Origin of the sequence: Prochlorococcus sp. MIT 1318 (assembly GCF_047304505.1) — a bacterium.
Lineage (GTDB): Bacteria > Cyanobacteriota > Cyanobacteriia > PCC-6307 > Cyanobiaceae > Prochlorococcus > Prochlorococcus marinus_D.
This window is the reverse complement of sequence record NZ_CP138958.1, coordinates 1055085-1081643: the sequence shown is the minus strand read 5'-3', so window position 1 is coordinate 1081643 and position 26559 is coordinate 1055085. Positions and strand designations below refer to the sequence as shown.

Here is a 26559-nt window from a genome sequence, read left to right as displayed (position 1 = left end):
AACATGCAAGGCGTCGCCTTAAAGGGATTGCACCAACTCTCCATGATGCATCCTCGACGCAACAGGCTTGAGGCTCAAGCTGAGCTCAACAACTGGAGCCAAAGCCTGGCGCAGGCAAGCTGAACCCACTAGTAGTGGTTTACAACTCCTAATTGCATGCAGAGAATTGCGCCTGCTCTTTGTTCGACCCTCATGATGGTGGCTGGACTAATGGCCATCACAGGATGTCGAAAAAATCAGCCCTCATGGACGACAAGCCAAGCTGAAGCGATCAATCGTCTTGAACTCAGGCTCGATCAGCTCGAGCATCGACTAGGGCAAACGACCCCCTCCGCTACCGACACCAACAGCAAGACCCCCGCCGGGCCGGTCAAGTCACTCACCTTTCGCATGGAATCAACTGATGGCCGCCTAAGGGTTTACTGGGCCGACGGCAGTGACAGCGACCTCCTTTGCACGAAAGAACAATCGACGCGGATTCAATGGGCATGTGGCTGATTTCAGGCACAACCGATCACACCTCTAAACCAACACTGACAAACCTTTGATGGGTTTAGGAAACAACATGCAGATGATGAGATGTTTTCCTCCCGCTTACAGGGCTGCTGCCCCTCTTGCAGCTGTCGTGATAGTCGTCGGAGCATCTGGCCTATCCCATGCACAGAACAGCCTGCCGCTAGCCCAACCAAGAGCAGCAAACCTGGCGCGAATGCGCGCCGAATTGCTCAATGGCGGCCTGGGTGCCTATCGAGCCGATCAGTGCATGTATGTCACCGGAGCCGAAGAATGTCTTGTCTCAACAACCAATGAAGGGTTCCGATTTCAATTCCGAGGGGGGGCTCCAGGCTGGCAACAGCTCAGCCCAGCAGAGCCAACCCTTGAAACCGAGGTGATCATCTCTCGTGATGGTGATCGCATCCTCTCCGTGCCCTACAACGGCCCATTGCGTCAACCTCGCCAACCATAGAAACCTTCGGTTTTTGCGCAGACCAAGCGACGCGTTCTTGCTATTAGATGGGTTGAGCCTTCGAGCAAAGCGATGTCTCTTCGCACAATCTCACTCCTCATAGCCCTTAGTGGAACTGCCTGTTTGGCCGATCTAGCGACACCGACCCACGCCCAAGACCAGCTTCCTTCCTCCCAGATCCGCGCCCTCAACCTGGCCCGTGGCACCGCGGTCAAAGAAAACGGCGGTCTTTCGGTTTACCAACCGGCGCCTTGCATGTTTGACACCAGCAATGGTGGTAACGATTGCCTGATCAGAAACACCATCAATGGCTACACCTATAGCTTCTTAGGTGGGGACCCAGGCTGGTCGGAATATGGCAATCCACCGACCAAAGAAACCGTCATTCAAATTGCCCCCGACGGAAGGTCTGTCAATCAGATCATCTACAACGGTCCCCCTCGTTAACAGTCGACTAACTGCTGCAGGGCCCCTTGCCATTGCTCAGGCAGGGGGCAGACCTCTCGACAGGTCAGGCTCATGGCGATGTGCTTTTCAACGTAGGCCGCCTCGTTGATAAAAACGGGGATAGGAGAATCTCGACCTTCAAATCTGAACACCTCTCCATCTGGCCAGAGAAACAAGGGGGTGCCCATCTGCAGAGGCTGCCAATCACGGCCCTGAAGATATGGATGCACACATGCAGCAGGCTGGCCCAAGGCATCACGGGGCAGGTCCAGACTCCCCAGATGAGAGTGCACCACAAACTGATCTGGGTAGGTCGGCGATCCAGATGCAACGCTGCTCAGAGCCTCGAGACAGGCCTGAACAGCAAGTCGTGTCTGTTCAATAATGCGGGCCTGCAACAGGCCCTGGGGAACAGGACCGATTTCAATCACTAAGCCACAGGGCCAGCGCTCCACCAAAAACCCCTGCTGGTCATCATCCCCATCATGCAGATAGATAGGCAAACCCAAGCGAGCCTGAATCAATGCTGCTAAAGCCAGGTCAACCGGCCGTCGGCCATAAACCACAAGAGTGCTTCCCATTGCTGAAGTGGTGCTGTGCAAATCAATAACGATCTGGCAAGGAGTTGATCCCTCTGGACCAAAAAAACTAAGCAGCTGCTTGGCACGAACAACCTCTCGATCCAAGATGCTGGGAGATCTGAGCAAGTCGAGCCGAAAGCTGCGGTTGAGATCGCAATCCAAATAACGACGGCCCAACGCAAGAGCCTCTGGATTACCGATCACCGGCACCACACCAACACCATGGGTGTTGATCAGCTCAGGGGTCTTAGACCATTGATCGAGAAGCCAGGGACCGTTGATTTCATTGCCATGAGTACCCGCCACCAGAAGCACCTGAAGGCCAGACATCAAGATTCGATCGCAATCCTCAGCCTGACCGAAAATGGCTGCAAAGGGAACAACCATGTCGATCCCCCCCGCAATCGTTGCCGCAGCCCGCATGGGCTGGCACTGGCAATGGATTCAATTAATGAACGGTCTTGCTCCAGCAGATGCCAAGGGGAACTATCGGCGCCCCCCCAGCCAGCATCAGCAAGCAAGATTGCCCGCAGAGCAAGAGCTGAGCAACAGATCAGCAGACCAATACCCACGCCTGATCATTGGGCGCAGCTGTCCTTGGGCACATCGCACCTGGCTGGTGCTTCAACTGCGCAACCTTCAGAGCAGCCTCACCCTGCACCTGGCACGCGCCGACCACAAGGCCGGCCGTTGGCAATTAGATCCAGCCTGGCTGGGCTGCAATTCTCTACTTGCCCTTTACCAACGCTGTGGCTCCCCACCCAGCCATCGCGCCACTGTTCCAGCCCTGGTCGATCCAGGCACCATGACATCCCAATCACCGCAGCTACTCGGTAACGAAAGTGCCCAACTCGTGGAAGTTTTGAACCTTTGGCCGGCGGCTAAAGATGCTCCCGACCTAGCCCCCTCCCATCTTCAAGGTGAGATCAATGGCTGGCAAAAGCTTCTTCAGCCCGCTGTCAACGATGGTGTCTATCGATGTGGTTTTGCACGCAACCAAGCGGCTTACGACAAGGCCTGTAACGAGCTATTCGACACCCTTGCGCAAGTGGACCGCAGCCTCTCCAATAAGGGTCCATGGCTTTGTGGAGAGCAACTCACCCTGGCTGACGTGAGGCTGTTCCCGACCTTGATCCGCTGGGAGATGGTCTATGCACCACTGTTTGGCTGCAGTCAACAGCCCCTTTGGGCCTTCCCTCATCTCTGGCATTGGCGCCAAAGGCTTCTGGCCCTCCCAGGTGTAGCCAAAACCTGTGATTCGCAGGCCTGGCGTCAGGACTATTTCGGCGCACTCTTTCCCCTACATCCGAGCAATATTGTTCCGGCCGGTCCTGATCTGGCCAAACTGGTAAATGCATCAGCCCCTGATCAGCGATGACCAACAACACACAATCCTTGAATTCAGACATCGCCGCTATGGCAGAGAAGGAGTTTGAGGGTGTTTATGGCCGCTACAGAATCACCAGCACTGACGAATTGGAAGTGCAGCGCTACCGCCTTGCTTTACTGCTCTGCGGTGTGGCCTTCACAACAGGGCTGGGCCAGTGGCTGATGATTGGGCCAACATGGGCATGGCTATGGCTACTACCGATGTCAATCGGTCTGGGCTTAGCTCTTAATTGGATTCACATCTACCTCCGCCCGCTACACCAGGCACTGAAGTTGTTATGGGCTTTGGGCTGCCTAGGTGCCGTCGTTATGGCATGGAGTGTCGGTACTGACACGATGCTCTCAACGGTGACCGCAGAGCCTGCTTGGATCTGGGCGATCGGCCCTTTGTTTGCAGCACTCACTGGGGTTGGATTCAAAGAATTCTTCTGCTTCGGCCGACCAGAGGCAATTGGTCTCACCCTGCTCATCCCAATAGCCCTATTGGGTCATCTCAGCGGGTTAATGAGTGGCTCAATCGTGATGGGATTACTGGGCTCTGCCGCTCTACTGCTGCTGGTGTTAGCCCTGCGAAAGTTCGGCATGGACGCCGCTGCTGACGTCGGTGACAAGAGTGTGTTTGCTTACCTGAGCAATCCGCAAGCTAACGAAGCTCTGTGAGCCTGATCAGCCTGATAGAGGCCTCGAAAGACTTCGGCATCAACACCCTGTTTGCCGACCTCACCCTGCACATCAACGAAAGAGAACGTCTAGGGCTGATCGGACCGAATGGAGCCGGGAAATCGACGCTACTGAAGGTGCTCGCCGGAGAGGAACCCCTAGGAGAGGGTGAAAGGAGGTGCTCAGCGCGATTACGGGTAGAGCTCGTGGGACAGGAGAGCGCTGTAAACCCTGGCCATACGGTGCTGCAAGAAGTCTTGGCCGGGTGCGGTGAAAAGAGAGAGCTGCTGCTGCGTTTCAACGAGCTCAGCAATTCGATGGCCCGCAACCCCAACGATGCAACGCTTTTGGCTGAGTTAGGACAAGTCAGCCAGCGGATGGATGACGCCCAGGCCTGGAGCTTGGAACAGCAATGTCAAGAGGTCCTTCAACGTCTTGGTATAACCGATCTAGAGCGGCCGGTTGAAGAACTCTCTGGTGGGTATCGCAAGCGTGTCGGCCTTGCCTCCGCCTTGGTCGCCAGACCTGACGTTTTGCTGCTCGATGAGCCCACCAACCATCTCGATGCGGCAGCAGTGGAGTGGCTACAAAGTTGGCTCGATCGCTTTCCAGGCGCTTTGGTGCTTGTCACCCACGATCGTTACGTGCTCGATCGGGTGACACGCCGCATGGTGGAAGTAGATCGAGGCAAAGCCCATAACTATGCCGGCAACTACAGCACTTTTCTACAACAAAAGGCCGAACTTGAAGCTTCAGAAGCCTCCACTGCTCAAAAATTCAAAGGGGTTTTAAGACGAGAGCTGGCCTGGTTGCGACAGGGTCCCAAAGCACGCAGTACCAAGCAGAAGGCACGCCTGCAGCGAATTGAGGAGATGCGCGCAGAACCATTGCCGCAACTGCGGGGTTCCTTGAAGATGGCAAACGTAAGCAGGCGCATCGGCAAGCTAGTGATTGAGGCGGAAGCCCTGCAAGTCACGGCCAATGGCAAGCCCGACAGTCCTCTGCTTCTAGACAACTTCACCTACAGCTTTAGTCCAGAAGACCGCGTTGGCATCATCGGCCCCAATGGCAGTGGCAAATCCACATTGCTTGATTTAATCGCCGGCAGACGCCAACCCAACGGTGGAACACTGCGATTAGGTGAAACAGTGCACCTGGGATATCTCGACCAGCACACCGAGGACATCACCAAAGGCAAAGGCCTAGAGCGCAAAGTGATCGATTTCGTCGAAGAAGCTGCCTCTCAAATCATTCTGGGAGAAGAACAAATTACGGCCTCTCAACTACTGGAACGCTTCCTATTTCCACCGGCTCAGCAACACAGCCCCCTGGGGAAGCTCTCTGGGGGAGAACGACGCCGACTCACACTCTGCCGGATGCTGATCCAAGCACCGAATGTGCTGCTGCTTGATGAACCCACCAACGACCTAGATGTCCAGACACTAAGCGTGCTGGAAGATTTCCTTGAGGATTTCCGCGGCTGCGTTGTCGTGGTCTCTCATGACCGCTATTTCCTCGATCGCACAGTTGATCGTCTTTTCAACTTTGAGAATGGACAATTAAAACGTTTTGAGGGCAATTACAGCGCCTTTCTTGAACAACAACGAAGACAAGAGCGAGGTCTCAACGAAGCAAATGAGCCCAAATCGATCAGACTTTTGAAGGATTCTGGCCCATCTAGAATATCCACAAGATCCTCTCAAGAGGCAGAAAGCTCTTCATCCCAAGCCACAGAAAACAGCAAGCCAAGACGTCGAAGCTTCAAAGAATCACGTGAACTAGAAGCTCTAAACATTGACATCCCACTGCTTGAAGCCAAGCGGTCTAACCTTGAAGCTGCTTTGTCCGGTGGCGACAAAGACTTAACTCTGCTTAGTCAACAATTAGCCGAGCTGATCGAAACATTGCACAGAGCAGAGGAGCGCTGGCTCGAGCTCAGCGAGCTGACCATATAAGACTGCGCCGACATCGATATTTATAGAGCATTTCTGCATCATCTTATGTCCTTGCGAATAAGACTAAATTAGTCGGAGTATCACAACACTGGCAACTGGTGGCCGTCTATGGATGAGAGGGAGTCATCTCTAAGGCACTGATCCAGAAGACAAGTTTGACCCGTAATCCCTCAACCTCAGCCAAATTCATGGCAGTTGGGCGGCAATCATCTACAGAACAATGCTGGGCCATCTGGTCCCCCATCCGTCTCAGATATAGATCTTGCGACCAATCCACACGGTTGTGATTGGAAGCCTCGCAAGCTTCAAAATGGACCCAAAGCGTTGACTGAGAAAGCCAGAAGAAACACATTGCTTCCACTCCAAAACATCCGCGAAGCTGAGACCACTGCGCTATTGCCTCTTTGCAGAGAGCTCGCAAAACGTTTCTGGACCGTTCATCCAGAACATCCTTTCCTGCTGATCGATGAAATGGCGATCCTGCCGGTCTCTGATCCGTACCATGCCATCAACCTCAATCTGCCTAATCAACTGGAAGGCAATGATGAAAAACCTTGGCAATGGTGTTGTAACGGAAACCAAGTCAGGCCTCCCCCCATGGCGCAACCGACCAAAGTGCTTATGTTGTGATAGTGCACAGAGGCCGGCGCAGGCCAAGACCCTATGAAAACCATCGACGAGCACATTCAGAAGGATCAATCAGAGATCCAAGACGCCAAAGCCCAAGGCAACGACGCCAAAGTGCGCCATCTCACCGACGAAATCCATTCCCTTGAGGAATACAAGGATCACCACCCAGAAGATAAACACGACCCCAATGCCCTGGAATTGTTCTGCGATGCCAATCCAGATGAGCCCGAGTGTCGCGTCTACGACGACTGAGTTGATCCCCAAAAGACAACTTGACTCAGAATGATCTCAAGCGGGCATAAGCCCGCTTTTTTTGCTATTGAACTGAGCGAAGATCAACATCTTGATCCAGTTCAAACATCCTCATTGAAGTCGGACGGACTCCCGGTGAGAGAGCAGACGACCGCTTCCTCATCACTCATTTCTCGAACTTCAGCAATGGGACGTCCCATCCGCCGCAGAGCCTCAATCTCCTGTTGGGTCTGGCAGCGGGCAATCTCCTTGCCCTGCTGATCAAAGCAGCTGTAAAAGGTCATGTCATCAATGGTTTCACTCCAGTTATGGCCAATGACACGCGAACAGACAAGTCTGGATGTGGTCTGCAGACCTGAAAACCTCAGACGCCAAGTTCCTTCCATACCTGCGCCAACAGCCCCTCAAGGCCTAGACCCATGGCCGCAGAAATCAAAATCAAGCTTCGACCACTCGCTGCCTGAAGGGCATCAACCAGCTGATCTTGATGCTGTTCATCCAATAACTCCTGTTTATTGAGCACCAACAGCCGTGGCCTTTCAACCAAGTCATGGCCATAAGCAACCAGCTCCTTTTCAACCACCAGCAAGTCTTCAACTGGATCTTCTGCGCCACCATCCAACACATGAATCAACAGCCTGGTGCGTTCGATGTGGCGAAGGAAATCATGCCCTAGGCCTGCTCCTTGCGCTGCACCGGCAATCAGCCCAGGGATATCAGCAAAAACTGTGCCATCTCCGCTGGGTCGACGCACCACACCGAGATTGGGCACCAATGTGGTGAAGGGATAATCAGCAATCTTGGGCCGGGCTGCCGAAAGCACAGAAATCAAAGTGCTCTTGCCTGCATTCGGCAAACCAATGATCCCCACCTCTGCTAATAACTTGAGTTCCAATTGAAGGAACCATTCCTCCCCATCGCGCCCTTCCGTGAATTTTTCAGGAGCACGGTTGCGATTACTCAGGTAATGGGCATTGCCAAGCCCTCCACGCCCTCCATAAGCCACCACAAGTAGATCTTCAGATCGAGTGAGGTCCCCAAGAAGGATGCCCGTGGAGAGATGACGCACTTCAGTCCCACATGGCACCTTGATGATCAAGTCTTTGCCTGAAGCGCCGGTACAGCGATTCGGACCACCCCGCCGACCATCAGGCGCTGGGAAAAGTCTCTTGTACTTAAAATCGAGGAGGGTCTGAAGGTTGGAATCCGCCTCCAGAACAACGTTGCCGCCATCACCGCCATCACCGCCAGAGGGACCGCCAGCCGGCACGTACTTCTCTCGCCTAAACGCCATGATCCCATCGCCACCACGGCCTGCTTTAACGGTGATACGTGCCTGATCTATGAACTGCACTGCAGGCGCCCAGCTTGGCCAAGCTCCAACCCTAGGATTAGCCTGATCGGGGAACTGTGAGTGGCCGGCGTTCGCTTCAAGGCTCTCAACAAGAGCTACCCAGGCAGGCGGAATGAACCCTCTGTTGAGGTCATTCGTCAACTGAATCTACACATCAACGATGGTGAATTCCTTGTGCTGGTTGGCCCCTCCGGCTGTGGCAAAAGCACACTACTGAGGCTGCTCGCGGGCCTCGAAGCCCCTACAAGCGGCGAGATCTACGTAGGCAAACAACCTGTCTCGCAGCTGCGACCTGCCCAAAGGGACGTGGCGATGGTGTTCCAGAGCTACGCGCTTTATCCGCACTTAAGTGTGCGAGACAACCTGGTCTTCGGCCTACGGCGCAGCCAGCAGCGATCTCTAGGCCAACTCCTGCAAGACCAACTCCATCGCACGACCCGCAACTTTCCTCCACTTCTGCAGGTTTCATCTATACGAGAGCAGCGAATCGAGGCCCGCACAAGCGAAGTTGCTGAAGCCCTGGAGCTTCAACCACTGCTCAATCGCCAACCCAAAGAACTCTCTGGCGGTCAAAAACAACGTGTTGCACTAGGCCGGGCAATGGCGAGAGAGCCGTCTGTATTCCTGATGGACGAACCACTCAGCAACTTGGACGCAAAACTGCGCAATAGCACGCGCACTCAAATCGTTGACCTCCAGCGTCAACTTGGCACCACCACCATCTACGTCACCCACGACCAAGTCGAGGCGATGACGATGGGTCATCGGATTGCGGTACTGAATCAAGGGCAGCTACAGCAATTGGGCACGCCAATCGAGCTCTATCAATGGCCATCAAACCTTTTTGTTGCGCAGTTCATCGGCAGTCCGCCCATGAACGTACTGCCAGTATTTGTTGGCCCAGCCAATACGCTCCTACTAGGTGATCGTCGCCTAGCGGTTGAAGGACCAATGGCCGAAGCGCTGCTGCATTTGGAAGAGGGGCAACCGCTCAGCGCTGGTCTTCGACCGGAGCATTTGCGCGTAGCTCCTTCCACCAATCGCAATCTCGCGGCAATCGTGAGTCATTTGGAAGTCTTAGGCAATGAACAACTGATCACCTGCAAACTTGTTGAAGGGAACCATCTCGTTCAAGTGAGGGCCTCTCCCGAGCTCTCGCTCAGCCCTGGAAGCAACCTGCATCTAGAGCCAGATCCTCGAGGCTGGCGACTGTTTGGTGCCAATGGGGAAGCCATCGCAATGACAGCTCAAGACAACACTGAACAAGACCCAAACAACCGCAAACTCCACTTGCCCATTCTGGGCTAATGCAGCCAAATCACACTGCAACCGGCTCCACCATCACCCTGATCGGCATCGTTTACGCGATGCACATAAGGAACTGTCTCAAGCCACTGGCGGAGCCCTCGCTTGAGTTTGCCGCTGCCGATGCCATGAATGACCCATATCGGACCAGTACTACTGCGCAGGTGCTCCTCAACAGCAACCTCGGCTTCATGCACCCGCAGTCCGCGAACATCCACCGTGTTGCGGGTCGTGCGAACCTCCGCGCCACGGCCCAGACCTGAACGGACCTTCACCTTCACCACCAACTCTGGAGGACTTGGCTTCAGGCCATCAAGGCTTTCCACCCCTGACAGCTCCACCGTGCTGCGCATCACTCCACAACGCACTGTGAGTTGTTTGCCATCTTCAGAGATAGCAATCACTTCTGCCGCCTTGCCAAGGGCCAACAACCGAATGCGCTCTCCCACCTCAGGACGCCAGCCAATGTGCTGTTTGCGTTGAGGCTGAATCCGATGGTCAGCCTGAATGCGACGCAAGCGCTGACCTGCACGTCGTGCGGACTCACCATCGGCACGACCCTCGCGCAACCGGCGAATCAACTGACGGACTTCCTTCTGCCCCTCTCGAATGGAGCTCTCCAACTTCTGGCGGCCTTGTTCCTGTAAATCTGCAGACTGCTTGCGCTGCTTCTGCCAGCGACTGAGAAGTTCCTCATGCAGCAATTCCGTACGTGCCAGCAGAGCCGCGGCATCTTCAGCAGCTGCCTGTTGAAGGCTGCGTTGCTCTTCAAGACCACGGATCACCTCATTCACCTCTCCATCACCACAAGGTCCCAGCAGCTCTTGGGCCTGAGCAATCACTGCGCCGTCTAGTCCAAGCCGCATCGCGATGCTGAGGGCATTACTGCGACCAGGGATTCCCCATTGCAGTCGATAGGTGGGCAACATCGTCTCGCCATCAAAGGCCACAGAAGCGTTTTCAAAGCGAGAATCGCCATATTTGAGGGCCTTGAGTTTGCCGAAATGAGTTGTCGCGATGGTCAGGCGAGCTCGGTCGGCAAGCGTGCGCAGCAGGGCTGTGGCCAGGGCCGTCCCTTCACTGGGATCAGTACCCGCCCCGACCTCATCAAGAAGCACCAAAGCTGGACCAGGCCCTTCGCTCAAGGCTTCAAGGATGCGGCCAATGCGCTTCACATGGCCACTAAAGGTGGAGAGATTTTGTTGTAGTGACTGTTCATCACCGATATCAGCAAGCACCTGAGCACACCAGGGCATTGATGGACTCCCTGTGCAAGGCAACAAGAGACCCGCCCGAGCCATCAGCAAGGCCAGGCCAACACTCTTAAGCGTGACAGTCTTTCCACCGGTGTTGGGTCCTGTAATCGCGACCACTTTCAGGGTGGAAGTGACCTCAACGCTGATCGGCACCACAGCTTCCCCATGGTCACGGCGATGCTGCCAAACAAGCAAGGGATGTCGCAACTCCTGAAGGCTGAAAGGAGCTGCAGCCTCGGCATGCAACGTAGGGGGGACCCCACCAAGCCATTGACCATAACGGCCACGAGCCAGAGCCAAGTCGAGTTGAAGCAGAACCTCTCCCAGGCGCCCAATCGATACGCCGGACTCAGCCACCGCCGCACTCAACTCTGCCAAGACGAGCTGCTGCTGCTCTCGGATACGACCATCCAATTCAGCAAGACGATTACTCAGGGAGATCACGACCTGAGGCTCAACAAAGACTGTGCTGCCAGATGCTGAACTGTCGTGGACCAGACCGGGGAGTTGAGACACTGCAGCGGCCTTCACCGCTAGCACTGGCCGGCCATGGCGATCTGCGATCACCGTGTCCTGCAGCATGGCCGCATGACGCCTGATCACCTCCTGTAAGCAATCGCGACGTTCCTGACGCAAACCTTGCCACTGTCGTCGCAAGCCAGCGAGCTTGGAGCTGACGCGATCAGCCACCCGACCACCCTCTTCCAATGCAAATTTGAGTCGCCGTTCCAGCTCGGGCATCGTTGCGACATCCAGCAACAACGCCGAGATCGTGGGACGAAGCTCTGGATCATTAATCTGGCGGCGCAAGCGGCGCGCTGCTGCCAGGGTGTCGGCAACAGCTAAAAGCTCTTCCCCAGAAGCCACACCACCTTTTGTACAGCGAGCCAGGATATGGCCAAGGTCATGGACACCCTGAAAGCTGAGGCCTCCATCAATCAGACCATCCAAAGCACCGATCTCAAGAGTTTCCGCCAAGCGCAAACGGCTAGCAGACAAATCGGCAGGCAGCGACAAAGTCTGGCAATGACGCCTGCCCTGCAAGGTGCTAGCAAATCCAGCGAGGTGTTCACATAAGCGTGGCCATTCAAGCTGCTTGAGTGTGTCCTGAAAGGCAAGCGAAGCAGTCGAGACCTCAGAGCTCATGACTACAGCGCTCATTTCAACGCTGTTGCGCCCCACTGAACTTGAAAGAAGCCAATCATCCCTGCCCTAACCAAGCGGCTGCATCACAAGCGTGGTAGGTGAGGATCAAATCGGCACCAGCTCGCTTGAAACTCAACAAGGTTTCTAGAACCACCGCCCGCTCATCAAGCCAACCCCTTTCCGCAGCAGCCTTCACCATCGAATACTCGCCACTCACGTTGTAAGCAGCGATGGGTAACTCCGATTCTTCGCTTAAACGATGAATGATGTCGAGATAGGCCAGGCCAGGCTTAACCATGAGAATGTCTGCACCCTCCTGCTCATCGAGTTGAGCCTCAGTAATGGCCTCACGAGCATTGGCTGGATCCATTTGATAAGTGCTCTTGTCTTTAGGGATTGGCTTGCCACCAGCCACGCGCGGGGCTGAATCAAGCGCCTCGCGAAACGGGCCGTAATACGCCGAAGAGTATTTCGCTGTATAGCTAATGATCCCCACATGCTCAAAACCCTCGTCGTCAAGAGCTTCACGGATAGCACCGACGCGACCATCCATCATGTCGCTTGGTCCAATCAGGTCAGCACCAGCACGAGCCTGAACCACAGCCTGACGACAGAGTTGTTCAATCGTCTCATCGTTAAGCACCACGCCCTCAGCGCTCACGATGCCGTCATGACCATCACAGGAATAGGGATCCAATGCCACATCGGTCATCACTGTCATTTCCGGCAACTCATGCTTGAGCTGCGTGATGGCCCGCGGAATCAACCCATGCTCACTGAAACATTCCGCCCCATCTTCAGTTTTGAGGCCCTCAGCGACTTTCGGGAAAAGCACCACACAACGAATGCCCAGACCCCAGGCCCGTTGCACTTCTCCCATTAAGCGATCCAGGCTCCAGCGATTGGTTCCTGGCATGGCACCGATCGGCTCCACATCAGCTCCCTCATGGACAAACAAGGGATAGATAAAGTCAGCAGCAGTGAGGCTGTGCTCCCGCACCATGGAACGCAGGGCAGGGGTACGACGCAGCCGACGAGGGCGATAAGTGAGATCCATCAAAACCGCATAACAATCTCGTGAGCGTAAGTCTCGCCTCAGAGTGGAGCCATCTGAAGCCACGCCTTACGGGGGTCAGTACTGCGAGACTGCTGCAACCGTTTCAACAGCTCCAGCTCATCGGCAGACCATTCAGACGGTAACTTCAGGTTGAGGGTCAAGAGCAAATCACCGCGCCCCCCTGGCGAAGGCCAACCTTTGCCTTTAAGCCGCAGACTGCGGCCTGGCGAGGTTCCTGCAGGAATGGTCACCTGAGCTTCCCCATCAGGAGTCATCACAGTCGCCGTACCCCCCAGTGCAAACTCATCGAGAGCAACGGGCAAATCGGCCCGCAGCTGATCACCATCCAACCGCCATAAGGGATGGGTTTGTACATCAATATTGAGGAAAAGATCCCCCCGCCGGCCAGTACCAGGTTGAAGATTGCCCTTTCCCTTGAGGCGTAAGCGCGAACCAGGTTTAATGCCCTGTGGAATGCGCACCTGCACGCGTTCTTCATTAACAGAAAGGGTGCGTTCGGTACCGCGAAACGCTTCAGCAAAACTCACCTTCAAGGTGGCTTCGGCATCAAGATTCACCGGAGCACGAGAGCTCCCTCTAGGGAAGCCTGCACCACCAGGGAAACCAGCGCCAAAACCAGCAGCAGCTTGAGGCCCACCAAAACGGCCCAAAAGGTCATTAATGAAGTCGTCAAAATTCCCATAACGACCAAAGTCAACTTCAAAACCAGCACCGGCAGGACCTCCACCCCCCATGCCACTGGCCTGATTCCAATAGCGGCCAAACTGCTCATATTTACTGCGTTTATCCGGATCGGAAAGCACCTCATATGCCTCACTCACCTCCTTGAACTTCGCCTCAGCAGTAGAATCACCGGGATTCACATCAGGGTGGTACTGGCGCGCCAGCTTGCGGAATGCTCGCTTGATGTCATCGCTATCGGCGTTGCGCTCAACTCCGAGAACCTTGAAATAATCCCGGTAGCCGCTGCCGGCCATGGCGTTGATTTGGCCCGAGGCCCTACATCTGTTAAGTGTCCCAGTTTCGCCGTACCCCTGCGCCTTGCTACATGGAGGGAAGCCCGAACGATTTGAGAGTGCTTAAGTTTGCCCAACCCCACTCTTCAGCTTCCATGGTTCGGCCACAAATCCTCAAAGGCAACCATGGCCTGAAGTTATGGCTGTCCCTACTCACAGCAATGGGGCTGAGTCTCTCACTGCAAACTGCCAAAACCCGAGCAGGCGATGGCGCTGCCACCCTAGGGGAACCTCTCAAAACATCAACCAGCGAACAACTGACCTTGGTTCGTCATCTGAACACCATCGGAGCCGTGTTCTACGGCTCCTGGAGCTGTCCAGCTTGTTTCTTCCAAAAAAACCTGTTCGGCCAGCAGGCGAGCACGATGCTGAACTATGTGGAATGTGGCAAACCGAAACAGCTACCTGAACAATCAGCAGCCTGCGTAAAAGCCGAGATTCAGGCCTATCCCACCTGGCTCCTTGAAGACGGCCAGCGACGTGAAGGGGTGCAATCGATCGAGGAGTTAGCAGTCTGGACCAAGATGCCTCCCAACCCTTAATAATGAACAGATCCTTGACACCAACTAACAAATGAATGGCCTGAAAAATCTCAATTAAGCGAGCACAAATCAAGCTTAATCGTAATATTGGAAGTCAATCGCAAATCATGAGACAACTTCACTTTAATTCCAGAGAATTATCTGCAAACAATCACCTGTATAAGCTTAGAGAGCTGTGGGGATGCAACAACGAGAACTCCACAAAAGAGCAAGGCAACATCCCTAAAGCAATCGCCTTTCCCCGAAGAAGAGGCAACACTGCTGCACATGAATTATCTTTTAGTCACTTGCTTAAATCTACCAACCAAGAGATAAGTGATTCAATGGCCACACCATCAAGTCACACTTGACCAAACAATTCAGCCATTTATTGTTGCCAACAAAAGTTTAATGAGCAAAAGAGAAGCCCTTGAACAGATCTTGATAGAAGCTAAACTATAAAAGCAAAATATCAACTCAAGGCAAATACAACAACACTTTTAAATCATTCACGAGAAGACTAATTTAGTTCATCACTTGCTTCACTGACTAACACTTATCTGTTTAGATATCAACTGGCCTTGGCTCCGTTTCAAGGAATTTATTTTACAGCAAAGTTCTCTGCAACTGCCAACAAAATTCAAGTTGAAAGAATAAGGTAAACTCAGCAAGCTGTTAACACTTCCTCGATCAGGTCTCATCAACCCAATAAATTTGCCAAATCTTTGTATGGCAGTGCAGTTCAAGACTCAGGGATCAATCCATTCAAGCCGCCTCAAGCATTCTCACGAATACCGAAGTCGTGCAAAGAATGATCCTGCTGGATGCACAACCATTTCGCTCTCAGTCGAAAGATAAGGCTCAACAATCAACATCATCCCCAAAAACAGCCAATCACAAACCCAAACCATTCAATCTCCCAATCATCAGATTCATGAACAGCGTATCCTTAATCTCCGTAACGCCCAAGGCAGAAGAAATCATTGCTTACTGTGCGAGAGTCTCTAATCCTCAAAATCAAGACAATCCTGATGGCGAACGGCTTATCCGCTATCTGATTAAACATCGTCACTGGAGTCCCTTCGAGATGGCCCATATAGTTATGGAAATAGGAACGACCCGAGCAATAGCAGCGCAAATCCTCAGACATCGAAGCTTCTCTTTTCAAGAATTTAGTCAGCGCTATGCTGATGTCTCAACAATGGCCTTTGCTAAGCCGCCTTCACTACGCAGGCAAGACATAAAAAACAGGCAAAGTAGCATCGACGATCTTGATCAAGAGACAGTATCAAAACTGAGTTCAAAAGCGAACTTATTGTTTGAACAAAGTCGCGACCTATACCAAGAGATGCTTGCAGCTGGTGTCGCGAAAGAATGCGCAAGAGAAGTTCTCCCACTAGCAACTCCCACGAAAATCTATATGGCAGGGAGCGTTAGATCTTGGCTTCATTATATCGATCTGCGCTCCGCACATGGCACCCAAAAAGAACACCAAGACGTTGCTATCAAGTGCCGAGAAATACTCACAAAAGAGATGCCTTGCGTATGCAATGCAATGTGGCCTTGAAAAGAAAATATTAAAGCCAGGATTGATATTACCAGAGTTGCCAAGGTTCTAATTTAATCTTTAGCTAGCATGTAAATCAATTAAATTAATCGCCTTAAAGATGACTGCTAATTCATCTTACTCTACACAAAAACTCATTCTTCAAGCTCTAAAGTCAACTTCCTGATCGAACAAATCATCAGCCATGCAGAAAAGATCCGCAAGACAAGGCCTAGTCGAAGGTGCGTTCTCACTAATGCACCCAATCAACACGAATCCCCTTGCGGCTATTCAGGAAGCGATCGATCGCCATTGCTGCAATACAACCGTCTGATGCGGCCACTACTGCCTGCTTAAACGGGGTGTTCCGGATATCACCAATAGCCCATACCCCGTCCACTGTTGTGGCCATGAAGTCATCGACCACAACGCCACCATCCTCTTTAAAAGCCACCTGATCACCTAAGAAATCAGTAATTGGCTTAGAACCACTCATGTAAACAAACACACCTTCAACGGCCAAGTCCTGCTCTGTCTCCTGAGTCCGATTTTTCAACTTGATGCCAGTCACGCCAGCATCATCTCCCTCGATCAACATCAATCTTGTGCGGCTCCAGTGTTGAACATTGGGCTGAGTCATCAACGCTTGCGCGTGCGCGTCATCTTCCTTGGGGTCACTCGTGGTAAGCCAATGCACTCTCGAGGCGAACTTGGTCAGCACCTGTCCTTCCTCAACAGCCTCTTTGTTTGCCCCAACAACAGCTACCTCACGTCCTTTATAGAAAGCACCATCACAGGTAGCGCAATAGCTCACGCCACGGCCAAGGTACTCTGCCTCTCCCTTAAATGATGCTGGGCGCCCCAAAGCGCCAGTCGCTACAACCAGCGCCCTTGCCTTAAAAGTCCCTTCCGGGGTATACACCGTTTTCCACTCACCATTTACGTCCACACCAAAAACCTGGGCACGGCGATAATCACTGCCGAAAGAAACGGCCTGCTCACGCATCAAAGCCAGCAGCGCTTCACCACTCATCTCACTGGAAACGCCTGGATAATTAGCGATCTGATGAGTGATAGCCAAGGCGCCTACATCAGGATTCTTATCAAGGATGACTGTCTTCAAATCGGCACGCGATGTGTAAAGCGCGCAGCTGCAACCAGCTGGGCCACCACCCACGATCACCACATCGGCTTCGATTGTTTCCAAGGGGCAAAGGTCTCCAGCAGGGTGTCAAAGCTGCTCTCAACAGCTCATCAGCTTCAGATCAGGATGCGCCGTTCTGACAACAATCCCAAAAGCCACCCCAACCCTACTGAGTTCAACAGGTGATCTGTCTTAAAAGAAATGCCTTTTCTTTGGGCAATGCCATACCCCATCACTGGATTGGGAGCTTGCAAGTCGATAGACCCTCAAGCGCTTCGCGATACCCTCCCCTTACTGATTTCCCCAGCTTGGTCGATGAAAATCGGCACAAACACACCGAGATGACAACTGATGAGCACTCCACCCAACGATCGTCACACAGCTACGCGAATTGAGATCTCACTTCAGGAGGAGGTCTTGGGTTGCCTCGATGACTATTGCGATGTTTACGCTATAGACAGGAGCATGGCCATCGGACATCTACTGCAGGGCGCCCTGCATAGTGCTCTACCTGACCCTGATTGGTTAAAAGAAGACAAGCCACTCACTGCAAAAACCTCAGCCAACAGCGGGGATTCAGCATCGAGAACTAGCCCAGCAGAAACAAGTACAGCAACACCAATGGCTCCCCGCAATGAAGCACTCGCCGCCAATCCACTCATACAAAAGCGACACAACACCCAAGCCTGAGCAGGCACAAGCTCTCGATTCCAGCCATGCAAGCCAAAAAGGAGCGCTGAAATTAAAACCCTTGCCATACGACAGTCATGGCTTTCACGATGGCGCAATACATATCGAAGTTCTCCAGAACACAAAACACCATCTGAACCGCTGCTTTGATCTAAAGCCACTAGACGGCTCCCATGGTTAACGGCTTGCAAAGCCTGCTCCATGCCACCCAGCCAACCAATTTGTGGCTGGCCCTAATTCTGCTGACTGTGTTGGCTTTGTTGCTGAGCTTGGGGCGCAGGCTCGAGCCTGCCCTGCGACTGGAGCGACTAGGCCTGCCTATTGCCCTGTTGGCCGGCACAGCAGGGCTGCTACTGGGGCCCTATGGCCCCCTACCCCTGCTGCCACTGAGCGTAACGGACATCTGGACCGAAGTCCCAACAGCGTTGCTTACCCTGGTCTTCGCCACCTTGATGCTCGGGCGTCCCCTCCCGAAAGGTCAAGGCTTATGGGAGCCTGTGGCATCCCAGGCCATGCTGGGAATGATGCTCGGTTTTGGTCAATACCTCGTGGGGGGACTAGCGGTCCTACTGGTGTTGATTCCCCTGTTGGGGGTTGATCCGCTCATGGGCTGCCTGATTGAAGTGGGTTTTGAGGGCGGCCATGGGGCAGCGGCCGTTATGGGTGAAAGCTTTCGCGAACTCGGCTTCGCTGGTGGCCAAGATCTTGGCCTGGCAATGGCAACAGTGGGCCTGCTCACATCAACCCTTCTGGGCAGTGTCCTGGTGATTTTCGGCCGTTGGCGTGGATGGGTTGCCCCCCATGGCCCCACAGAAATCGGAGACACAGGAGCTGTTGAAGAAGAAACGAGTTTTGGCCAACAACTTCGCCTGCTGGCCGTCAATCTTGGCCTGGCTGGAGCCGCTGTGGCTTGCGGCGTGTTGATGCTCGAAGGCCTGCGATTATTGGGCCCTTGGCTGGGGGAGTTCTACCGGCAAGTCATTCACGTCTTCCCAGTCTTTCCTCTTGCACTAGGGGGTTCACTACTGATCCGACTCGCCCTGGAAGTCTCAGGCAAAACTCAATGGGTATCACAGTTATTGCAACGTGAAATCGGCATCCTGGCCACCGACCTGCTGATCACCACCGCAATGGCAAGCCTGAATCTGCCGCTGCTGCAACACGACTGGCTTCCGCTAACTGTGTTGTCTGTGACAGGGCTGGCCTGGAATCTATTGATCATGCTCTTTGTGGCCAGGTTCACACTGCGCGAGGAATGGTTCGAGCGCTCGATCACCGAGTTCGGACAGGCCACTGGAGTAGCTGCGAGTGGCCTTTTGCTGCTACGACTGGCCGATCCCCGCAACCTGACAAAAGCCTTACCTGTGTTTTCGATCAAACAATTGATCCTGCAACCAATTCTCTCTGGTGGGGTGATCACCGTTGTAGCCCCTCTAGCAGTAACTCGATGGGGACTACTTGGCTGGACAGAACTTTGCGGCTTTCTTACTGTTATATGTATTGGATTAGCGGCAATCATCAACATCACCTCATCATCAGAATCAACAGAAGCTGCGTGAATCGCAATGACAGACCAATCGACATTTGCTACCAATATTTTGACGAAAACTGCTAATTTCTATACCTCCATGGGGCAGAAAATGAAATGCAATGGATTAGAGGTTTATCGCTGCCAAGGAAGAACTCTCTCAACAATTCACAAGGCCATCAACATAAAGACGCAGACTAACGCCTAAGGAAAGGCCGAGATTGAATAATATCGCAAATGCCTCCAACACAGCGAAGTGATGGCTTCAGAATAATGAATTGACAACCGCAAGGAGCATTGCCGCCAACCATTAAGGATGGAACTTGAGAATAAAATAATCATGATCCTGGAATTGCCAAAAGCAATCAAATGCGATCTAAGGCAGCTTTGGAGAATTAACTTTCCAATAAAATGACTTTTTATGAAAACAAAGTAATCATAATTTCTGGCAATGGATAGAAAAGAACCAATGGCTATTCACTGGCCAGAAAAACATTTAAGCTTCAAGGCGAGAAAGAAATGGCAATAAAGTACACTTATCAAATCACACAATAAGCAGTAACTGGACCAGGCACAAGAAGTAGCAAGAGCTACCTTAAACCGTAGATATTTTACGTTCAACTGGCAACTTGAATACAGCAATTATTTGCTTCTAATGAGATATTAATAATGGCCAGATGGTTCTACGATGCAAGCCAATGTGGAAGATTAAGTCGTCAGTCCTGCGATCTCTACTACTGGGAATACTCATCCCAATTGCCGCTTCTATTTATCTGACCCTGCCCTTGGCAGCTGATGCCACTTATCCAAGTATGTGGGAGAATGATCAGGGTGGAGCTGATCATTCGATGCTAGAGACCAGGAAGAACCTAGATACTCTCAGTCAAAAGTATCCATTTCTCGAACAAGTTGAAGATGGCAAACCCTTAACAGCGGAATTTGTAAAATATGATCTTGCTGGTTTTGATTTAAGCCAGGCTGATCTGCGTGGATCTACATTCAGCGTAACGTCCCTGAAGAATGCAAATCTCCACGGTACAAACTTAGAGGATGTATTGGCTTATGCCACTCGTTTTGACAATGCCGACCTTTCAGAAAGTATCCTACGCAACGCGAATCTAAGGAAGAGTGAATTCGCTGGTGCTTTAATTGATGGGGCTGACTTTACTAACGCCTTACTTGACAGGCAAGAACAGAAAGCGCTCTGCGCAAGAGCTACAGGCAAGAATTCAAAAACTGGCGTAGATACATATACCAGCCTTGATTGCTCTGGAATCTCAGAACGGGTTATTCCGGCCGGCAGATAGATGGATGATTGGAAAAATCAATAATCAAAACAAATAGCCCTCAACCGTGCTAACTGGAAAAGACTTAAAATAAAATTATAGTTTACCTTCTATTCATCAAGAATAAGTGGTGACTAGGCAAGAAATGTATAAAATAGAGAGCTAATAATGAGGTTGGCCAAGCCTGAGAGGTAATACTAGCTTGATTTACATCTGCCATCTGCTTGCAAAGTTTTTTCTCTAAGATTTTGCATTACAATCGCAAGCCGAAGAGCACTACAGGAAGAACTTATTCCTTAATAGATGACAGCCTTAATAGATGATTGGGCGGCATCTTCTGTTGCATGAATCAATCTATAATTATGTCTACACGCTGCCAAAGAAGAATCGGTTGCATTCGAGCATCTTATCAATAGATCACAGCCTTAATATCTACAGCAATAGCTGAATTGAGAGTTAAAAATTAACGGATGTTTTAGAAAGATATATTCGGGCTTAGAACATAAAGCCGTCGACTCTATTCTGGTTATCGAGTAACATCACCATCATCAAGATCAGGATTTGACCATCGCAGAAGCGTCTCAAAGAGGGTTCCGCTTACATCGAACTCAATCAAACGCCCTCCCGGTTCATCTTCTCGTCCCAAAGGGCATGGCTGTACAGCCTCAAAGCTGCAAAGAGTGGAAGGGCAACCAAGCAATAACACATCCTTACGCCCAGGCAATACCTCTTGCCAGTGCTGATGGATATGCCCAAATACCACAGCGCATAACTCTTCTACAGGAGTGAGTAGCTTGATCAACGCCTCACCATCCAGCAGACCAATGGGATCCAACCAAGAAGAGCCAATCGGCAAAGGTGGATGATGCAATGCAACCACTAATGGCCTGCCAGATTGCTCAATATCTGATAAGCGCGAATCGAGCCATTGCAGCTGTGATTGACCAAGTTGACCTGCCGTTTGACCTGAGACATGGCTACTAAGAAGAATGAGACGAACACCATCCACATTCAAATCTGCTGGGGCTGTAAAGGCATGGCGACCAAGTGATGCTTTGATGTACAAAGGATTGTCATGGTTACCAGGAAGAACAGCAACCTTTATTGATGGAGAAAGATTCTGCAATTGATGACGCAACAAAACATACCCACACCAGGTTTCATCATGGCAAAGATCACCAGTAATCAAAAGTAGATCCGGAGAATGAGAGCTTGCCTTTTGCAACGCATACTGTAAGTTCAAAAGCGAATTGTTACCTCGCACCAATTGATGATTAAAGGCAACAAGGTGAGGATCACTAAGCTGTACTAAGCGCATTTCTTGTGGAGCGGATCTACGCAGAGGTTTGGGGTTGGAGTCTATCCCCCTTGTTCAAGCATGGAAAACAAACCATAAGCTGGTTTCTGCCTATTCGTAAATAGCTTACGTAAATTACTTGAATCAACTATCAGGAGGAAGCACGGTTTACTGAAGGTTTTTGGACTTCAAAATCATCAGAGATAACATGGCTCTACATTTACGTTATGGCAATGCAATCATCAGTTAATGAGCGGGAGTGAATCGGGCAACTGATGGTGGCCTTACCTTAAGGAGATGCTGCCAGATATGCCTGCAAGCATCGAAGGCAAGGATCACTAGAGTGACGTTAATGGCCACGAGCTGGATCAGAAACAGACGGAGCGGACCATGCAGGTATCGCCAATAGAAGATGCCAAAGGTACGCCCTGTCACATAGCTCCCTCTCACCATCAAGCGCATCAGGCTCTTCAGGCTTGACAACAAAGAGAAGTCAGCCACAAGTGTCTTAACCACCTTTGACATGAAGACCATGCCAAGGAGGACGATCAGGGCTGTTGAAATTTGAGTGAAATGAATCATGAGCAGTTATCTCACATTCATCTTATTCCAGAACGGATGCGCAAGAGAAAATAAACCAGTTAGGTGGTTCATCAGTGGCGTTGGACTGCTGTGTAGCCTCAATCGCTTTCCAATGTCTCCTTGCCTGCTTTTTATTGAGCTGACAAGGGCTTATTGACAGTTCGAGGCAATGGCTAATTGAGTATAAAATCAAGTCATTTTCAGGGAGCACAAGAACATCCACAACATGCTTAATCTGATCTCGAAATCAAAGCCACATCACATGGCGAAAGGCTCGTACTTTCATACTAATAGCAAAGGCATACACCAGCCATTCCAAAGAATCACTTTGCCTAAGCATTCATGTGATGGTTTCTAGTATAAAACAATTGCAGGCAATGCTAGATTAATTGATCTGAAACTCCGCCAAAGACACTCGCGAGCAGCAAAATACACCCCGAAGAATAATTTTTTCATAGCAATTAGCCTGGCAAAAAAGACTTTAGGCAAGTGAGCGTATCTCTTCAACCATGATGGGAAATGATTCCAACATGCATTATTTATGGAAGAATGGTTTGCAGAAAGAACATACGAAATCCTTCAGCAATTCACTGAGATTTTCTCACCATTCGGCGATTGATAAATCTTCTTTATAATCTCACCATTATCAATAATAAGCCTGACAACCCTTGAACCATTGGGGATGAGAAATGATCTGCGATAATCAGGATCCGGCTCTTCTTCTGCTCCCTGCTTGAGCTCTACATCCAACTCAAATCTGAGTCAGAGTCAATCCGTATACGCCAGTAAAATAGCTCCTGCTCAACTCGTGGAGCGCTATCTTGGCGTTCAAGCATCATAAAACTAATAAAGCTCATATCGGTGGTTAGAATAAATATGCTTGCATAGATCGTAAAGAGTTATTCAAGCTGAAGCATCCGTTCATGTTGATTAGACTATCCAAGTTACTCCATTTTCAATAATGCTATGAGCCCAAGCATGAAATCGTTTCTCGGAGTATCAAGAGTGATTCTTTATTAAGGCATGATTGATTCCTATTGCTGCCTTGCGACCATCTTTAATTGCTTCTTGAATGCTACTGGAGCCTCTAATGATATCTCCACCGGCGAATACATTGAACTGACCATGAACCTGTAGCGTCTCTAAGTCAACCAAGGCGTCAATGTCAACCATAAGGCTTGTGCTTAGATGGTCCCTTAATTGAGACTCAATACGCTGTTGCTCAAAACCTGCCATAATCACCTGATGAGAAGAACTGCAGAGTTGCGATAAGGCGATTGAATCTATTCTGGAATGGATCTGAATTCCAAGTGCTTTCATTTCCTTTAAACGCTTGGCCTGAGCTATCGATTGAAGCTGAGCCTGTTCATCTACAAGGTAAACCTTGCTTGCACCGTTTTGAATTGCCAACCTTGCGATATCAGTGGCAAGGTAGGTAGCACCGACTATTGTCAAGGTCTTATCTCTAACAATAGCTGGCTCATGAGTAAACTCTTCTAAAAACATCAGGCCATGAATCAAATTAAAAGCATGATCAATATCATTGGGCTGGACTCGCTTCTCACCTAGACCACAGGCTAAAAATATTGCATGATATTGAAGTTTTAGCTGAGCAATTGTGATGTGTTCACCTAAAGCTTGATCAAAGTAAATATGAATAGAAGGCAATAATAGATTTTCTATTTCACGTGTCAATACAGAATATGGAGTCCTTGACGTCAGAGTAACCCAACTCAACATTCCAGCTGATGCGCTATTTTTCTCGTAGATGTCTACTTGGTAGCCTAACTGCGCCAAATAGTGTGCACATGTTAGGCCAGCTGCTCCCGCCCCAACAATAGAAATCCGCTTACCATTATCCGGAGCTACCTCTGGCGTGTAATTGGGGACTTTCTCACATACATAGCGATTTAATGACTTAATGGGAATAGAAGCATCAGGGCATAACGATTGCGAACAAGAAGGAGCACAAAAATCGTCTGAATGCGAAAGGTACGAGGTTATTTCTGAAAGTGGATTAATGGCACGTAAGGACTGGGCAGCTCCGAGCCAATTGCCTGCTTCGACAAGACGTGCGATATGGGCTTGGTGAGTGTTATCTGGACCAGCACGAACGCAGCGGGGAGATAGACAAGCTCGAGGCTCTACTTCCACAGTTTTTATCATCTGATGGTCAGGAATCAAATCTGCAGAGTGTTGTTCTTGAGCTAGAGAGGCTTTAGCAAAATGCACATAATTTTTAGGATAATGCTTTAATGGCAGATATTGAGGTTGACGAAGATCCTTTAAAATGGCATTGACTGCACTGATTGCGGACACAGTCACAGACACTACGCCGATCCCTTGACTGGTGGAATCGCCTACACAATAAAGTCCTTGCCAATCACTGCGAGCGGCCAGCCGACTCATATAGCTTTGACTCATATTCACCTGTGGTCCACCAATAGAGCCATGACTTTTAAGGGTATAGCGCTGAATCGTCTGTGGGGTAGCTATTTCCTGAACCAAGATATGTTTTCTAAGTTCTGGGAAATAATTCTTTTCTAAGTAATCAATAATTGCGGATGCTTTTTTCTGCTTTTGATCTCGATATGTACGAGTATGATAATTATCTTTGCCATCTGTTGGTTGTGTGATCTCTGGAGTAGCTTCCGGTAAAAATATGCAGAGTGTATGGGTCCCTGGCGGAGAAGCTTCGGGATCCAACATCGACGTGACATAGACGGTCAGATAACTTGAAGAACCATCGACCCCATAAGGTAAAATCTGGGTAGGTTTCATCGTCTGAGGGACAGCTTCTGCTTTAACCCCGAGATAAACACCAAATACACTATAACTTGGTCTAAATTTCTTTGCCCACTTTCTTTTTCTGCGGGAAATACACTGGGGATCGATCAACTTACCATAGAGATTCCAGATCGTTGTGTTTGAGATTACTGTATGAGCTTTAATTTTAAGACCACTTTGAAGCTGACAGCCAACCGCCTTCCCCTTCTCAATTAAGATTTCATCAATGCGATTGCGATATAATATTTGCCCACCATATTTATGAATAGCTTTTTCTAGCTTATTCGCCAGCATCTGTGGTGAACCTTGAGCATAATAACAACCACCTGTGTAAGATTCCACGTGGATCATTGGGCCCGCGATGGCAGGAGTCTGATCCAATCCACAAGTGGTCATATTTTGATTTAAAAGCGTAAATAGTTTGAGAATCTGCGGATCACGTGTGAAGCGTCGAAATAGTTGCTCTTGAGTTGAAAGCAAATAATTAAGCAACCTTCCCAAATAAAAAGGTCGCGTAAACATCAAATTGATGCCATGTTGCGGTGGCGTTTCCGCTGGCGCAAAAAACTGACCACCATAGCTATCCAATGACTCATGATAAAAAGATTCAAATTCACTTAGTAATGCTTTGATTTCTGCTGATTGGTGTGGAAAACAAGAACACATTTCTGCCCAAAATCTTTCACGTTGTGTATACATGGAGACTTTGGTTTGCTGATCTAGATGGATAGTGAAGGTTTCATCCATCGGCACAAGAGTAATGTCTTCCTCCAACTCATTCATCACAAATTGATGTGGGTTGTAGCCTTTTTCTCCAAACCCAAAAAAGAGAGAAGCTCCTACATCAAATGTAAACCCTTGACGGCGAAAGATGCTCGCGCATCCACCAGGGAGATAATGCTGCTCTACCACCAAAACTCTGTAACCACGCTTAGCAAGTAGTGCCGCTGCAGTTAGTCCACCAATCCCAGCGCCAACTACTAAGACATCATAAGAGGGCAACAAAATATCGCGGTCAAGCACGTGCATTAGCCAAGGGATACACAAGCCAAGTCAATTATCTCACTATTTCATGCAACATTCAGGCTACAAGCGCAAAACGTTGCATGCAGCTTGCAAGCAACAGATGCATAAAATCCAAC

26 protein-coding genes are annotated in these 26559 nt (G+C 50.6%); 15 read left to right on the top strand and 11 right to left on the bottom strand.

The window, feature by feature from the left end; all coding sequences use genetic code 11:
• The first annotated feature begins 156 nt into the window (after positions 1 to 156).
• From SIB66_RS05355 to SIB66_RS05345, 3 genes are all read left to right on the top strand, one after another.
• Positions 157 to 498 (top strand): hypothetical protein, encoded by a 342-nt coding sequence (locus tag SIB66_RS05355; RefSeq protein WP_063405855.1) that lies wholly within the window; start codon positions 157 to 159, stop codon positions 496 to 498.
• A gap of 73 nt (positions 499 to 571) precedes the next feature.
• Positions 572 to 967: a hypothetical protein gene (locus SIB66_RS05350; protein WP_236070136.1), complete on the top strand. Its 396-nt coding sequence runs from the start codon at positions 572 to 574 to the stop codon at positions 965 to 967.
• A gap of 72 nt (positions 968 to 1039) precedes the next feature.
• Positions 1040 to 1414 (top strand): hypothetical protein, encoded by a 375-nt coding sequence (locus tag SIB66_RS05345; protein WP_063405856.1) that lies wholly within the window; start codon positions 1040 to 1042, stop codon positions 1412 to 1414.
• On the opposite strand, the gene SIB66_RS05340 is transcribed toward SIB66_RS05345, so the two are convergent.
• A complete protein-coding gene (locus SIB66_RS05340; protein WP_063405940.1) occupies positions 1411 to 2325 on the bottom strand; it encodes an aspartoacylase in 915 nt (304 codons plus the stop codon). The two genes, SIB66_RS05345 and SIB66_RS05340, sit on opposite strands and share 4 nt — an antisense overlap.
• A 55-nt stretch (positions 2326 to 2380) precedes the next feature.
• On the opposite strand from SIB66_RS05340, the gene SIB66_RS05335 reads away from it, so the two are divergent.
• From SIB66_RS05335 to SIB66_RS05315, 5 genes are all read left to right on the top strand, one after another.
• Positions 2381 to 3373, top strand: coding sequence for a glutathione S-transferase C-terminal domain-containing protein (locus tag SIB66_RS05335; protein ID WP_063405857.1), 993 nt, complete (start codon positions 2381 to 2383; stop codon positions 3371 to 3373).
• Entirely contained in the window at positions 3370 to 4044 is a 675-nt protein-coding gene (locus SIB66_RS05330) for a DUF2301 domain-containing membrane protein (RefSeq protein ID WP_063405858.1), read from the top strand. The genes SIB66_RS05335 and SIB66_RS05330 overlap by 4 nt, the downstream gene beginning before the upstream one ends.
• On the top strand, positions 4041 to 5999 hold the full coding sequence (locus SIB66_RS05325) for an ATP-binding cassette domain-containing protein (RefSeq protein ID WP_063405859.1): 1959 nt from the start codon (positions 4041 to 4043) through the stop codon (positions 5997 to 5999). The genes SIB66_RS05330 and SIB66_RS05325 overlap by 4 nt, the downstream gene beginning before the upstream one ends.
• Positions 6000 to 6350: 351 nt before the next feature.
• Positions 6351 to 6629: a hypothetical protein gene (locus SIB66_RS05320; protein ID WP_063405861.1), complete on the top strand. Its 279-nt coding sequence runs from the start codon at positions 6351 to 6353 to the stop codon at positions 6627 to 6629.
• 33 nt (positions 6630 to 6662) lie between these two features.
• Entirely contained in the window at positions 6663 to 6881 is a 219-nt protein-coding gene (locus SIB66_RS05315) for a CP12 domain-containing protein (protein WP_011130909.1), read from the top strand.
• 101 nt (positions 6882 to 6982) lie between these two features.
• Here SIB66_RS05315 and SIB66_RS05310 read toward each other — a convergent pair whose 3' ends face one another.
• Entirely contained in the window at positions 6983 to 7165 is a 183-nt protein-coding gene (locus tag SIB66_RS05310; protein ID WP_063405941.1) for a hypothetical protein, read from the bottom strand.
• An 80-nt stretch (positions 7166 to 7245) separates the two neighbouring features.
• Entirely contained in the window at positions 7246 to 8235 is a 990-nt protein-coding gene (gene cgtA, locus SIB66_RS05305; protein WP_063405863.1) for an Obg family GTPase CgtA, read from the bottom strand.
• Positions 8236 to 8295: 60 nt separating this feature from the next.
• Here cgtA and SIB66_RS05300 point away from each other — a divergent pair, with 60 nt between their 5' ends.
• Complete coding sequence (locus SIB66_RS05300) at positions 8296 to 9543, top strand: ABC transporter ATP-binding protein (RefSeq protein ID WP_063405864.1); 1248 nt, start codon at positions 8296 to 8298, stop codon at positions 9541 to 9543.
• Here the strand turns inward: SIB66_RS05300 and SIB66_RS05295 are convergent.
• Genes SIB66_RS05295 through SIB66_RS05285 form a run of 3 tightly spaced genes read right to left on the bottom strand, consistent with a single transcriptional unit; the run spans position 9540 to position 13997 of the window.
• Positions 9540 to 11942, bottom strand: coding sequence for an endonuclease MutS2 (locus SIB66_RS05295; protein WP_063405943.1), 2403 nt, complete (start codon positions 11940 to 11942; stop codon positions 9540 to 9542). The two genes, SIB66_RS05300 and SIB66_RS05295, sit on opposite strands and share 4 nt — an antisense overlap.
• A gap of 55 nt (positions 11943 to 11997) precedes the next feature.
• Positions 11998 to 12999, bottom strand: a complete 1002-nt coding sequence (gene hemB / locus SIB66_RS05290) for a porphobilinogen synthase (RefSeq protein WP_063405942.1) — start codon at positions 12997 to 12999, stop codon at positions 11998 to 12000.
• Positions 13000 to 13037: 38 nt separating this feature from the next.
• The gene (locus SIB66_RS05285; protein ID WP_063405865.1) at positions 13038 to 13997 is read right to left on the bottom strand and encodes a DnaJ C-terminal domain-containing protein; all 960 of its coding nucleotides are present in this window, start codon (positions 13995 to 13997) and stop codon (positions 13038 to 13040) included.
• A gap of 134 nt (positions 13998 to 14131) precedes the next feature.
• On the opposite strand from SIB66_RS05285, the gene SIB66_RS05280 reads away from it, so the two are divergent.
• Both SIB66_RS05280 and thyX read left to right on the top strand, forming a co-directional pair.
• On the top strand, positions 14132 to 14578 hold the full coding sequence (locus SIB66_RS05280) for a hypothetical protein (protein ID WP_236070138.1): 447 nt from the start codon (positions 14132 to 14134) through the stop codon (positions 14576 to 14578).
• Positions 14579 to 15491: 913 nt separating this feature from the next.
• Positions 15492 to 16124, top strand: a complete 633-nt coding sequence (gene thyX, locus SIB66_RS05275) for an FAD-dependent thymidylate synthase (protein ID WP_063405944.1) — start codon at positions 15492 to 15494, stop codon at positions 16122 to 16124.
• Between the two features lie 232 nt (positions 16125 to 16356).
• On the opposite strand, the gene SIB66_RS05270 is transcribed toward thyX, so the two are convergent.
• Positions 16357 to 17310 carry an NAD(P)/FAD-dependent oxidoreductase gene (locus SIB66_RS05270; RefSeq protein WP_011130918.1) on the bottom strand — a complete coding sequence of 318 codons (954 nt, stop codon included), beginning with the start codon at positions 17308 to 17310 and terminating at the stop codon, positions 16357 to 16359.
• A gap of 288 nt (positions 17311 to 17598) precedes the next feature.
• Between SIB66_RS05270 and SIB66_RS05265 the strand changes: the two genes are divergently transcribed.
• The 4 genes from SIB66_RS05265 to SIB66_RS05250 all read left to right on the top strand — a co-directional run bounded on the left by SIB66_RS05265 (position 17599) and on the right by SIB66_RS05250 (position 20772).
• The gene (locus tag SIB66_RS05265) at positions 17599 to 17937 is read left to right on the top strand and encodes a hypothetical protein (RefSeq protein WP_063405867.1); all 339 of its coding nucleotides are present in this window, start codon (positions 17599 to 17601) and stop codon (positions 17935 to 17937) included.
• Entirely contained in the window at positions 17882 to 18118 is a 237-nt protein-coding gene (locus SIB66_RS05260; RefSeq protein WP_413410371.1) for a hypothetical protein, read from the top strand. Before SIB66_RS05265 ends, SIB66_RS05260 begins: the two co-directional genes overlap by 56 nt.
• Positions 18111 to 19496, top strand: a complete 1386-nt coding sequence (locus SIB66_RS05255; RefSeq protein WP_063405868.1) for a sodium/glutamate symporter — start codon at positions 18111 to 18113, stop codon at positions 19494 to 19496. The genes SIB66_RS05260 and SIB66_RS05255 overlap by 8 nt, the downstream gene beginning before the upstream one ends.
• Positions 19497 to 20250: 754 nt before the next feature.
• Positions 20251 to 20772 (top strand): pentapeptide repeat-containing protein, encoded by a 522-nt coding sequence (locus tag SIB66_RS05250; RefSeq protein ID WP_236070139.1) that lies wholly within the window; start codon positions 20251 to 20253, stop codon positions 20770 to 20772.
• Positions 20773 to 21277: 505 nt separating this feature from the next.
• On the opposite strand, the gene SIB66_RS05245 is transcribed toward SIB66_RS05250, so the two are convergent.
• The 4 genes from SIB66_RS05245 to SIB66_RS05230 all read right to left on the bottom strand — a co-directional run bounded on the left by SIB66_RS05245 (position 21278) and on the right by SIB66_RS05230 (position 26440).
• Positions 21278 to 22069 (bottom strand): metallophosphoesterase, encoded by a 792-nt coding sequence (locus tag SIB66_RS05245; protein ID WP_063405870.1) that lies wholly within the window; start codon positions 22067 to 22069, stop codon positions 21278 to 21280.
• Between the two features lie 225 nt (positions 22070 to 22294).
• Complete coding sequence (locus SIB66_RS05240; protein ID WP_236070140.1) at positions 22295 to 22573, bottom strand: transthyretin; 279 nt, start codon at positions 22571 to 22573, stop codon at positions 22295 to 22297.
• A gap of 636 nt (positions 22574 to 23209) precedes the next feature.
• Positions 23210 to 23380: a hypothetical protein gene (locus tag SIB66_RS05235; protein WP_236073672.1), complete on the bottom strand. Its 171-nt coding sequence runs from the start codon at positions 23378 to 23380 to the stop codon at positions 23210 to 23212.
• A gap of 249 nt (positions 23381 to 23629) precedes the next feature.
• Complete coding sequence (locus SIB66_RS05230) at positions 23630 to 26440, bottom strand: FAD-dependent oxidoreductase (protein WP_236070141.1); 2811 nt, start codon at positions 26438 to 26440, stop codon at positions 23630 to 23632.
• Positions 26441 to 26559 lie beyond the last annotated feature (119 nt).